At 46.4% G+C, this 11,481-nt stretch carries 10 protein-coding genes; 7 read left to right on the forward strand and 3 right to left on the reverse strand.

Features of this window, described 5'->3' with window-relative positions:
• On the forward strand, window positions 1-1,225 hold a 1,225-nt coding region (locus tag ACYU8Y_RS16630; RefSeq protein WP_460939177.1), incomplete at its 5' end, for a phage integrase SAM-like domain-containing protein.
• Between the two features lie 28 nt (window positions 1,226-1,253).
• Here ACYU8Y_RS16630 and ACYU8Y_RS16635 read toward each other — a convergent pair.
• Together ACYU8Y_RS16635 and ACYU8Y_RS16640 are read right to left on the reverse strand one after the other, a co-directional pair.
• Entirely contained in the window at window positions 1,254-2,042 is a 789-nt protein-coding gene (locus tag ACYU8Y_RS16635; RefSeq protein ID WP_460939178.1) for a hypothetical protein, read from the reverse strand.
• Window positions 2,043-2,105: 63 nt separating this feature from the next.
• Window positions 2,106-2,708: a recombinase family protein gene (locus tag ACYU8Y_RS16640; protein ID WP_460939179.1), complete on the reverse strand. Its 603-nt coding sequence runs from the start codon at window positions 2,706-2,708 to the stop codon at window positions 2,106-2,108.
• A 634-nt stretch (window positions 2,709-3,342) separates the two neighbouring features.
• Here ACYU8Y_RS16640 and ACYU8Y_RS16645 point away from each other — a divergent pair.
• Window positions 3,343-4,440: a hypothetical protein gene (locus ACYU8Y_RS16645; RefSeq protein WP_460939180.1), complete on the forward strand. Its 1,098-nt coding sequence runs from the start codon at window positions 3,343-3,345 to the stop codon at window positions 4,438-4,440.
• 135 nt (window positions 4,441-4,575) lie between these two features.
• Here the strand turns inward: ACYU8Y_RS16645 and ACYU8Y_RS16650 are convergent, their stop codons facing one another.
• The gene (locus ACYU8Y_RS16650) at window positions 4,576-5,724 is read right to left on the reverse strand and encodes an acyltransferase family protein (protein ID WP_460939181.1); all 1,149 of its coding nucleotides are present in this window, start codon (window positions 5,722-5,724) and stop codon (window positions 4,576-4,578) included.
• Between the two features lie 305 nt (window positions 5,725-6,029).
• On the opposite strand from ACYU8Y_RS16650, the gene ACYU8Y_RS16655 reads away from it, so the two are divergent.
• The 5 genes from ACYU8Y_RS16655 to ACYU8Y_RS16675 all read left to right on the forward strand — a co-directional run bounded on the left by ACYU8Y_RS16655 (window position 6,030) and on the right by ACYU8Y_RS16675 (window position 11,458).
• A complete protein-coding gene (locus tag ACYU8Y_RS16655) occupies window positions 6,030-6,377 on the forward strand; it encodes a hypothetical protein (protein ID WP_460939182.1) in 348 nt (115 codons plus the stop codon).
• A gap of 158 nt (window positions 6,378-6,535) precedes the next feature.
• Window positions 6,536-6,883: a hypothetical protein gene (locus ACYU8Y_RS16660; protein WP_460939183.1), complete on the forward strand. Its 348-nt coding sequence runs from the start codon at window positions 6,536-6,538 to the stop codon at window positions 6,881-6,883.
• Between the two features lie 192 nt (window positions 6,884-7,075).
• The gene (locus tag ACYU8Y_RS16665) at window positions 7,076-7,390 is read left to right on the forward strand and encodes a transcriptional repressor (protein ID WP_460939184.1); all 315 of its coding nucleotides are present in this window, start codon (window positions 7,076-7,078) and stop codon (window positions 7,388-7,390) included.
• A gap of 355 nt (window positions 7,391-7,745) precedes the next feature.
• Window positions 7,746-9,995, forward strand: a complete 2,250-nt coding sequence (locus ACYU8Y_RS16670) for a TonB-dependent receptor (RefSeq protein ID WP_460939185.1) — start codon at window positions 7,746-7,748, stop codon at window positions 9,993-9,995.
• A 77-nt stretch (window positions 9,996-10,072) separates the two neighbouring features.
• Window positions 10,073-11,458: an HmuY family protein gene (locus ACYU8Y_RS16675; protein WP_460939186.1), complete on the forward strand. Its 1,386-nt coding sequence runs from the start codon at window positions 10,073-10,075 to the stop codon at window positions 11,456-11,458.
• Window positions 11,459-11,481: the final 23 nt, after the last annotated feature.

Below are 11,481 nucleotides of genomic sequence, written 5' to 3' on the forward strand. Positions count from 1 at the left end.
AATGAAAATTGTCAAACGTATGGAAATTAGCTTCTGGCGTCGCAAAAGCAGGCAGAAGGACAAAATTCAAATTTACTGCCGAGTCACGGTTGGGGGTGACCGGGTGGATGTAGGCAGTACCGGCATTACGGCCTGGCACGATCACTGGGACGGTAAGCAAATCACCAATCAGGATCCGGAAGCTTTTTTCAAAAATGAACAGATTGGTATCATGAGGGACCAGCTCCGGGCCATCTTTAATGATCTGTTCCGACGAAAAGAAAAGATAACCGCTGCCAAAATCAGGCGTATATTTCTTAGCGGTAGCGAATGCGTTTCCCTCCTTTCAGCCTTCGAGATGTATCTGATTGACAGTGCCCATGATCCGGAGCGAAATCTAAAGAAGTCCAGCATAACCGTTTACGATAATGTGCGAAAAAAACTAGTCGACTTCCTGATCAGCGAAAATTCACTGGATTTATTAGTAGAAGATTTCGATTTAACCTGGGTAAAAAAGTACCGACGCTGGATGAAGCAGTTTCCTCTCGATGGCGAGCAGATTGGCCACGCTGACTCTTACGTCGTTAAACACACTCAAACCATTAAGAATGTGGTAACCTGGGCAAAGCTGAAAAAGATAGCTGATAGTAATCCACTTGACGGAATGCGCATTAAAAATGCTGAATATGACGATCCAGTTTTTTTGAGCGAGAATCAATTTGAGACATTGCGATCGCACAAGTTTGATAACATTCATCTTCAGCAGGCTGCTGACATTTTTGTCATTTTATGCCGCTCTGGCTTCCACTATGGGGACTTGAAGGATTTTGTTCAAAAAAACAAAACGGCTGTCCGGAAAGGCATCGACGGTGAAACTTGGCTAATAAAGGATCGGATTAAAACTGAGGTATCGATCAGAGTGCCCCAGTTTGACGAAGTGAAAACAATCATCGACAAATACGGTGGTTGGGAAAAGCTACCACTAACTTCCCTGACCAAATTTAATGCCTGGCTAAAAGTGATAGCCGCAAAGCTGGACCTACCCGAAGACCTCTCCAGCAAAGCCGGTCGTAAGACATTTACCGACTGGTGTTATAACACGTTGCTGCTAAGCACCGACTCGGTAAAAGTAGTACTAGGCCGCAAAACGGATAAAGGACTTGAAGTCTATGGCCGTCCAGACGAGCGTCGGGTGATTGGCGAAATGGAACAAAGCAAAGTACTTCAAAAGCGTAAAAAAAATTAAATTATTAGAGGATTAATATTAAATAGTATTAATCCTCTATCAATTGCCTTTGCAAAGATGGCAAATCAGACTCTAGTTTAACCTGGTAGTATACACTCATAAACGATAACCAAGACCCATAATTTAGTGATACTTGTTCAAGGTCCCTTTCTATTTTATAATTATCCTCTGCAAGTCTTTCCTGAATCTGACTAGGATGTATCTCTTTTAAAAACACACTAAACATCCATTGCTGGTATTTCAATTTGGATAAAGCATCTGACCACTTTGAGTAAGCTTCTTTATTTTCTATTAACACTGGGTTAGTCAATTCCTTTTCCATTACGTTAATAACATCTTGTACCCATGTATTAGTACCGTCAAAATTTTTCCTATGATCTGCAAAATGGTTACTGTAACCAAGAATTATTAATCTATTTATAGATTTCCCCAACTCAATTAAATCATTGTATTTCTTTAAAGTAATCTGCCTTTTTTGAATCGAGAATTGTCTTTCAGATATAATAAGCTCATTTCTACTTATCCTTTCTTGACGTGAGTTTAATTCAATGTCATCTGTTCTTTTTTGACTAGCTATTTTCAACTGTAGCTTATTTAATGCTAGTTGATTAGCTGCCAAAGAGCTATCATTATGATATTTTATTGAAGATTCGACCGAATTTACGCTATCTTTTTCCGCTTGTTTTTTTGCTGTTTCTATACTTAGATTAATTTGCCATTTTGCCAACCAAATTTGAACAACTATGGCCCCTATTGCTATTACGGACGCTGGTATGGTTGCTTGAACTGAAGCTTTTTCGTACCACTTTTGTGCCATTATTTTATTATTATATCTTAGATATTTCTAAATTTTAACAAATAGCTATTCATCAAGTAAAGTCTACCCCATATCTAAAGCGAATTGCTCGACTCCAATTTTCACCCCTTTTGCCCTGAGATATTTGTAAAGAGTACGCTTGCTGCCAATGTTGAGCATTGTGCAGATTTTTTGCACAGTATTGCCACTTTCATACAGAGTTTTGGCCGCAGCTGCCTTAATATCTGCTTCTTTAGATAGCCCGGCTTTGCGGCCACCCACCCGGCCGCGAGCACGAGCCGCTGCCAATCCTGCGTTGGTTCGCTCCCGGATCAGGTTTCGCTCAAATTCAGCCATTGCCGCAAAGAAGGTAAAAAACAATCTACCTGAAGCCGTTTCCGTGTCGATATTTTCCATGATGCTTTTGAAAACGACTCCCTTTTTTTCAAATGTGTTGACCAGATCAATCAGATCACTTGTCGAACGGCCTAGCCGGTCCAGCCGCCAGACAATAAGTGTATCGCCCTGACGAAGATGTTCGATCAACTTGTTTAATTCTGGACGATCTTTGGTCGTACCGGTAAATTTTTCGGAGTAGATGCGTTCACAGCCCGCCTTGGTGAGTGCGTCGGTTTGCAGGTGTAAATTCTGGTCTGTGGTAGACACACGACCGTAGCCAATAATCATGCGAACGGTATAGTTAAAGGGTACAAATCCCAATTTAGTATACTTTGATTAGGTAAACAACAATTGTATACCGCTTTCCGGGAAAATATGGACAAGGTTTTCCAGATAAGCGTGGTATCCGATAGGAACCGTTTTTGGATACTGCCATTAAGCTTATATCCGGGCTAAACTTACTTCAGTCGGAATAGCTTGGTATAGGGCAAAGAGAAACAATATCATCTAATTAGCTTTGATGAATTGGGGGTTTAGGTAGCAGATTAGAGGCATTCTGCCCACCGAAAGGAAAGTCAGCGACTTGTTCCGGGTTGAACGGATAACTGTAGAATAAGGATAGCGAAGAACGCTTACCGATTTATTGAGTGAGCGGTCATTTGTAGGCAACAAAGCAGGGCTGTTTAGAGGACCCCCATGAAGTTGTTCGATCCACTGTTCATCACAACCCCAAATGAATTTCAGACCGGGTGTTCAGTTTAGTGTACCAGTTGTTAGAAAGCGGTTGCTATGAATGACAATTATGACAAACTTCAAGCAAGATTTAGGTATAACCGATTTTGATAAGGAAGGGCATTTTCCGACAATTCGATTGATTTGACTGTTTACTAATTTGGTTTAACTATTTAAACTCATAATGTATATGCTAGACGGGTTAAAAGGTAAGCAGATTAAAGATGCCGGGAAATCAAGGTTCAATACCAAGAAGCCGGAAGATAATACTGGTAAAAAAGAAACTAAGCCGAAAGGAGGAGGATTTTTTAGTTTTTTCAAAAAAAAGAGCAGTGTTGTTGAGAAGGGACAACACATGCATGATATAGCAAATCGGAGAAACGGCGGGAGAGATAATGCGGCTAAACCCCTCCAAGAAATTGTCTCAGAAATGTTAGAATTTATCAGAGACGACAAACTTGCTGAGACAACTCATTTGTTTAATGAGTTGAAATTTAGCGAAGTACCAACCACTTTAGATCAGCTGGAGGCTTATGCGGAAAAGGCAAATGATCTTTATGCCTTTGTCGACTATAAGCTCACAGATGAAAGTGAGGACGGAGTTGAGTACCGGAACAACCTTAACAAATGGCGTGGGGAACTTACAACTGCCATTTATACGCTAAGAGATCATCTGATTCAAAATGATGAGGAAAGTATCTTGCGGTATGGTCTAGTAAATCAGTATCGAAATTTACACCCAGACAGCCCAGTTCCCTCCTTAATTACGGAGCAACAAAAGCAATTGGGTGTTATTGTGTTTGGTGGAACTGTTCCTAACGACTGCGGAAAATTTGCCAGTAGGCTTCTTGGTGAATTAGAGGTAGCACCTATGGCAAAATTATGGAATGAGATACAACGTGGGCAATTAGATGATAATCAAATAAGAATTGCTCTTCAGGATTTAATAGATTCTGGACCAAGTAAGGATACATTATTCTATATCTCGGATGCTAAATTCGGATATGGTCACCATGCGAAAACGTCTTTTGGCGCTTCTGGTGGAAAAATCTATTCACTTGAAGCGCACGTGGGTAAACCATTCTTATTAGCTCCGGAGCTTCGTGAATATGATTCACAACATAGTTATTTAGAAATGGACGATGCCTATATTGACCATCGGTCTCAGGCGGGGCCAACTGCTAATTACGGCAAAATGGATATAGCCAACATGGATATGTCAGAAGTACTGGAATTGATAAAAAAAGCCTCTTTGAGAAAACCTGACGTGTACCTGGGCAGGCATTAACCTTATTTTTAAAATATTAATTTTATTGGATGATGGCCTTTAGCTGGTAATCACCTCCTCGGCAAACGTTTATACCTCCTTAACGTATTCATCTGACAAAACTTGGTCATTGTTCTTCCCGGCTTAAAATTTTGGCTAGAGAAACGCGTCGACCTTGGGAATTTTCAGGGCGAGTTGGCCAATAGCGAATGATCCGACTACGGCTACTGGGGCTACGAAGATGAGTTTCAATAAGGGATCCAGGGGTACCTCGGCTAACAACAGGGATAAACCGATAATGGCCAGTGGATGGAGAACGTAGGTCGCGTAAGCACTTCGAGCGAGCTTGTCCAGAAACGCATTCTTTGTATCCCAATGGTATTTACCGTAGCTCAACAAGGCCAGGCTAAGGGATAGACCCGTTAGCTGCTCCCAGAGGCACAAGGCCAGGGATTGTCCGTTCCAGCCGCCACTAAAGTTGCCAAGAGGCAGTTGTAGTTTAGTCGTTACCACAAACAACAACGGGAATCCGGCCCCAACCAGAACCAAAGCTAACCAGCCAAACCGCTTTCCTTCCCGGAGTGTTAATTGATCGAGCCAGGTATTCTGGTGAGCCAGTACACCCGCAGCGAACAGGGCTATATACTGCGGAAAGTAAGCAAGCTGAAAACCCAGTCCAGGCACTACCCAGCCAACCGGGAAAACCAATCGAACCAGAAAACTAACCAGCCCAATGGTCGTGGCAAATAAGAGAATACCGCTCAGTGGGGGGAGTTTGACGGTATACTGGAGCGAGAAACGCTGCCGAAGAACCACGTAGATCAGGGTAAATACCAGCAAAGCCGCCGTAAACCATAGCACGCCCGGATCGATCCAGTCGTCGTAACCCAATAGAAATTGCCAGAAGGTGGCCCGTTGATGCTGCCCGTAGCGGTAAACCAGAAAGTTCATGATTGGCGAGAGCACAAAGGAGTAAAATACGATCGGAATACCCAGCCGCTTGAGTCGATCCTGCACAAACCAGGTGGCTCCTTTGCGCTGGTAAGCGGGTTCGATAAAGTAAGCCGAGAGCAAAAAGAAAAGCCCCATGAAAAACGATTGGTTGGTGGCCACAAACAGCGTCAGACCAAACTTAGCCGCTACTTGGGTAGTGGATTGGCGATAATACCAGCCACCGGGAGCCCCATAGGTAATGCTAACGTGGTGCAGAATGACCAGTATGGTTAACAGTACCCTGATGTGATCGATATAGCGAATTTTTGGTTGGGCGCTACTGACCAGCGGGGAAAAGACAGCGGTTGGCATGGCGGCTATTTAAGAGCGATTCACAAGATTAGACAAAAAGTGATAAAGATAAACAACTGCTTTGACCAGGATATGGCTGATGGATTAGTCGGCCTTCAGCTTGGTCGTTGTAGGCGTCATCATACCCTAATCTGCCACCGTCAATTTAGAAAAATTATAAATAATGTAAATTTCTATTTGGAATGAATATAAACAAGGAGTACGTTTGTAGCGTATTAAGCAGTCATAAACTGTTTTACTCGTCGTACCGCTGGCGAAATCAGACCTTATATCGGTCGCCTGCCCAGGCATAAAATCAGGTAATTATGAACAACTGGATAAAAAATCCCCTACTGGTTGCCCGTACCCGACAGGGCGAAGTCGTATTACATACTGATGCCGAATTCAGGTATGCCATGCGTTTTGGCACCTTACACCGACTGTTAACCGCTGAGCAATTCCACCTGATTCATAACTCCACGCTTAGCGTCGGCCTGGATGAGCTATCTACACAACCCAGCCGACTGGATAAAGAAACGTCTTCGCCCAAAGCGATCATGATTTCCTTATTTGGCCTGCTGAACCGCGGTGAACTTCTGGAGCTGAAAAACCTGATGGGCAAAGCCGCGCTGATGGTGACGTGCTTATCGAGAGCTCAGCATTCCGTTAACTGATCCGGCGACCAACCCCATGCGGCCTGTTCTTCAGACGACCATCTGAGACCAGGCCTATGCTGAAAATTGACCGCCTACGGGCACTGAACTCAATAAACTGACTTTCCTAAATCCGTTAACCATTATGACAACTGACGCCTACGCTGACCTGACCAACAATGAACCAGACCAACGAAATACTCTATCGAAGTTGTTACGGGCAGTCTACCATTTGCCGGAACAGTGGCGGGTTAAGGATTGATTTTGGCGATATGCTGCTTTGGGTTTGTCACGAGCGGCTCCGGCAGTTGGCCCGCAAGGTAAACCAGTTGGTGAACGTATCGGAGCGAACCCATGACAGGGCATTGTCGCAACCATTTCTACTGTGCCCACCGGGTTCTGATGGAGCTATGTATGCGTTCTCGTTCGATGAATTACTCGACTTGCAGGCGTTGGTGAATGGCTCACTGGCAATGACGGACTTACATGATTTCCTGCGCGACAATCAACTCCAGGTTCGTGATTGATGAATGCACATCAATAGACTATAGAAGCCGGTGACGGCTGATTCACATATTTAGAGACGACCGCTTATCTAAGATAGATCGTGCTGTAATTACATTTACGTATATAGTAAACCGTTAATTGAAAACCAGTACGCGTGAGGCTAACATTAGTCCTCACTCTTCCTACCGTACTGAAACCAGGTGCTTTGATTAATGATGGAAAAAAAGGCTGTATCGACTGATGAACGAGCCGCTGACCCCAGCGAATGGAAAGAACGGCTAACGAGCTATTGTCAGGATACAGGCTACTGGCCGTCGTCCCAGCGGACTGCGGTGGCTATGGCACTTAGCGACCAAGCTGGCTACACAGACGCCGATACATTGTGGTTGTCTATGCGCGAACAGCGTATTCAGGTTAGTAGAGCCACTGTTTACAAGGCCCTGATCTGGCTGGTTGAGGCCGGTTTTGTTTATAAGAAGATGGACAAAGTGGACGGACACCAAACGGCCTTGTATGCAATCCGCTGACCTTTTATAACCTTTTCAGGAATAGAAGAAGCTCTAGTCAGCAGCTCTCGATAGAAGAGCATTCGTAGAAATAAACCCTATTATTCAGAAAAATTCTAAATAACGATTGTAAACAACACCTACTTCCCTACATTTGCAAACTATTAATAATTTGTCTAAATAAAAATTACACTCGTTTCGGCGTTTTTGCATTGACAATCAGGCGTCGACATCGATGACTACTTCTTTTTATTCTGTCAGGCGTTCATACGAACGGCAGGTGCAATAGACAACATTGAGCCCACTGGCTTCCCACGATTCTGCTCTGGTTACTATGAAAAAGACATGTACCTATTTGCTTTGTACAGTTCACCTTATGCTCCTGCTCACGCATACCACGACGCTTTGGGCGCAACAAGCTGTGGGTAGCGTAGAGGGAACAATTTTGCTGGCCGATGGAACACCCGGCGCCTTTGCCACGGTGCAGATCAAAGGCCTGAAGAAAGCCACCCTGGCCAATGGAAACGGCCAGTTCAGCATAGTCGATATTCCAGTAGGTAAACACGAAATAACCCTGTCAATGGTTGGCTACACTTCCGTTAGTCAATCCATTCAGGTTGACACTAATAAACCAGCCACCATGACCATTCGCCTGAAAGCCGCCAGTAACGCACTCGATGAAGTGGTCGTGACGGGGCAGTATGAACCTCAATCGATTAAAAAATCGGTGTATCAGGTACGGGTGATCAACAGCGAGCGCATTCGTTTACGGGGTGCCCTAAACGTAATGGGCGTGCTCAATAACGAACTGGGTTTCCGGTTTTCCAATGACCTTACGCTGGGAACAACCGATGTCCAGCTCATGGGGATGTCGGGGCGCAATGTGAAAATTCTGCTGGACGGTTTGCCCATGGTTGACCGGGGTGATACGCGGGAAAGTCTGAACCAGATCGACATAAACAGCATCGAACGCATTGAAATTGTGGAGGGGCCGATGTCCGTTTCGTACGGCTCGGATGCGCTGGCAGGCGTCATCAACATTATCACCAAAAAACCGGGTGCCGAACGCCTTGGGGTTACAGCCCGAATTCAGGAAGAAACAGCGGGCACCGACTATACGGTGCTGACCAAACAGGGCGTTCATCTACAAAATGTAGGCGCTACCTGGCAAAAAAAAGGCTGGAATGTATCGGCGGGCGTGACCAATAACACGTTCGGCGGCTGGCAGGGCCAATCAGAAGGACGCGTAAACGACTGGTTGCCTAAAGATCAACTGTTTGGCCACGGCAAATTTGGCTATCGGTCAGCAACGGCAAACATTTATTATCGCCTGGATGCCCTGAAAGAAAACCTGCTTAGTCAAGGCCCTGAAAATGTAAATACGAATCAGGCGCGTGATCAGAAATACATGACCAATCGCTACGTGCATCAGTTGCAGGGCGACTGGAAGTTGAACAACCGATTGCAGTTTACCGGGCAGGCTTCTTACACGGATTACCAGCGCCGGACGCAAACGACGATTCTGGATTTAAACACCGGCTTACGTACGCTGTCGCTCGGAACGGGCGAACAGGATGTCTCGACATTTACCAGCCAGACGTACCGGGCAACGGCCCAATACACCGTTTCTCCGGTTTTTTCGCTGCAACCCGGCATCGACATCAACCTGGACGGAGCTGCGGGTGCCCGGATTTCGGGGTCACCGACCATCAGCGATTACGCGTTTTTCGTTTCGTCGACCATTAGTCCAACGGCTCGCATCAACATTCGGCCGGGTTTACGGTTCATCAGGAATTCGGTGTACGATGCGCCCCCGGTTATTCCTTCCCTCAATACCAAATTTGCGCTGAGCAGCACGCTGGATCTTCGGTTAGCCTACGCCCGTGGGTTTCGCTCACCGGCTCTCCGCGAACTATATTTCAACTTTTTCGATGCCAGCCACTCGATTCGCGGCAATCCTGCCCTGAAAGCCGAAACCTCCAACAGTTTCAACGGCTCATTAGCCTGGCAGAAAAGCTCGAAATTCAGATCGACACTCGGTTTTTTCTACAATGATTTCAACAATCTGATTGCCTACGGTGTCGATCCGACCAACCCAAGTATCTCGATGACCATTAACATCGATCGATTTAAAACGACGGGGGCTACCCTGGAAAACATTTTCACCTGGAAAGACCTGCAGGTTACCGTCGGTCTCTCCTACATTGGGCGCTACAATAATCTGCTTGCCGACACCACCGCCTACGGGTCGTTGCCTACGTTCATGTGGTCGCCGGAGGTGAATACGAACCTCACGTATAACCTGAAAAAAATCGGCACGAAGCTGAGCGTTTTCTATAAATACACGGGTCGGCGACCAAGCTATACGGCGACCGCAACGGCCGACAATCAGGTATCGGCCACGTTGACCGAGATCGCAGCGTTTCACTGGGCGGATGCCACCCTCACCAAAACCCTCAGCAAGTACCTGACCCTCAACACAGGCGTCAAAAACCTGCTCAATGTTACCCGTCTGGCCAATACCTCTACCGATACGGGTAGCGCCCATAGTACGGGCGGTCCAGTACCCTATAGCTACGGGCGCTCTTACTTTCTGGGACTCAGTTTTCAATGGTATAAAAACTAGGGCCTACAGGGTTTATGAACCCCCTCACCAACAAACCCCATCACTGTCTTTTAATCCTGTCAATTGTCAATAATCCCATGAAAAAAGTTTTCATCATCATGTTCGCGCTGGCGGTAAGTACATTAAATGCCTGTAAAGAATCCGATCCGCCACTCCCGGATAATCTGGTGCAGTTTGAAAGCGCGGAGCAGGGGCTGGATGCGACGACCAAAGAAGCGACCATCAAACTCAAATTATCAAGGGCCGTTGATGCTGCCACGCCCGTAACCCTGCAAGTGACCCCTAGCGGGATTTCCAGCGGCACCCAGTTTACGACGACGCCCGCCATCACGGGGAATACCTTGTCCCTGACCGTTCCAGCGGGTGCTAGCGAAACTTCGTTTAAACTGACCAAAGCGGATAATCTTTTCCTGGCCGGGACGGAAACCGTTGCGTTCGCCATTGCATCGGCGGGCAGCCCGGTTCTGGTTGGAACGACAAAACAGCTTACGGTTAAATTCACGTCTATTGTTTCAACGGGCACCACTCTGACGCTGGATGGTGGAACGGGTGGCTCCAGTGCCATCAATGCGGTATTTGTCGATCTGAGCAATAACGCCCAAAGTTCCGTGAAGCGGTCGAGCTGGGATTTAGGCTTCTATTCGGGCGCTGATTTCCGGGTTATCCTCAACAATATGACGGGGGCGGCAGCCATTGCCCTGGCCAAAAATGATCTAACCCAGGTGACGGCGGCCGATACAATCGGGCTTGTCTTGAGTACCAGTGATTTTAATCCGGCCGGGTTGAAATTGATAGACGATGTATCGGGTGATCTGACAAAAACGGTAATTCCAGCCATCTCAGCTACCGACGCAGACAACAAAGTGTACATTATCAACCGGGGCACGGGCGGCTCAACCCCGGCCAGAGGCTGGATGAAAATCAGGGTATTGCGCAATGGCACGACCGGCTACACGCTTCAGTATGCCGGCATTAAAGAAACGACGTTCAAGACCGTTTCGATTACCAAAGACGCTGCCTACAATTTCAACTATGTGTCGTTCGATACGGGAGCGGCCATTGCCGTTGAACCAGCCAAAGCCCGGTGGGATATCGAATGGACCGGTGGCATTTACCTGACCAGCGATGGCACCAACAACATTCCGTATTATTTCTCCGATCAGGTGTATATCAACTTCCTGGCCGGTGTGACGGCGGCAGAAGTGCTGACCAGCGCGGTTACCTACGATGCATACGTCGAAAGCAACATTGCCACCACAACCTTCAAAAGCGACCGCTCCGTCATCGGCTCAAACTGGCGGGCAACGACCGGTACCGTTGGTGTAAAAACAGATCGGTTCTATGTCATAAAGGATGCTTCCGGAACTGTGTATAAACTGAAGTTCCTCAGCTTCACGTCCAATGATGGCGGTACCCGCGGATACCCAAAATTCGAATTCAAGCTGGTTAAACAAGGCAGCTAACCCGTTGTTATACAGGTCGTTTA

The sequence above is a fragment of the Spirosoma humi genome, from assembly GCF_054776575.1.

What these genes read in the sequence shown, in the direction of transcription:
- ACYU8Y_RS16635 (WP_460939178.1), bottom strand. Translation starts at nt 2,042, where the DNA reads ATGGCACAAAAGTGGTACGAAAAAGCTTCAGTTCAAGCAACCATACCA.
- ACYU8Y_RS16640 (WP_460939179.1), bottom strand. Translation starts at nt 2,708, where the DNA reads ATGATTATTGGCTACGGTCGTGTGTCTACCACAGACCAGAATTTACAC.
- ACYU8Y_RS16645 (WP_460939180.1), top strand. Translation starts at nt 3,343, where the DNA reads ATGCTAGACGGGTTAAAAGGTAAGCAGATTAAAGATGCCGGGAAATCA.
- ACYU8Y_RS16650 (WP_460939181.1), bottom strand. Translation starts at nt 5,724, where the DNA reads ATGCCAACCGCTGTCTTTTCCCCGCTGGTCAGTAGCGCCCAACCAAAA.
- ACYU8Y_RS16655 (WP_460939182.1), top strand. Translation starts at nt 6,030, where the DNA reads ATGAACAACTGGATAAAAAATCCCCTACTGGTTGCCCGTACCCGACAG.
- ACYU8Y_RS16660 (WP_460939183.1), top strand. Translation starts at nt 6,536, where the DNA reads ATGAACCAGACCAACGAAATACTCTATCGAAGTTGTTACGGGCAGTCT.
- ACYU8Y_RS16665 (WP_460939184.1), top strand. Translation starts at nt 7,076, where the DNA reads ATGATGGAAAAAAAGGCTGTATCGACTGATGAACGAGCCGCTGACCCC.
- ACYU8Y_RS16670 (WP_460939185.1), top strand. Translation starts at nt 7,746, where the DNA reads ATGCTCCTGCTCACGCATACCACGACGCTTTGGGCGCAACAAGCTGTG.
- ACYU8Y_RS16675 (WP_460939186.1), top strand. Translation starts at nt 10,073, where the DNA reads ATGAAAAAAGTTTTCATCATCATGTTCGCGCTGGCGGTAAGTACATTA.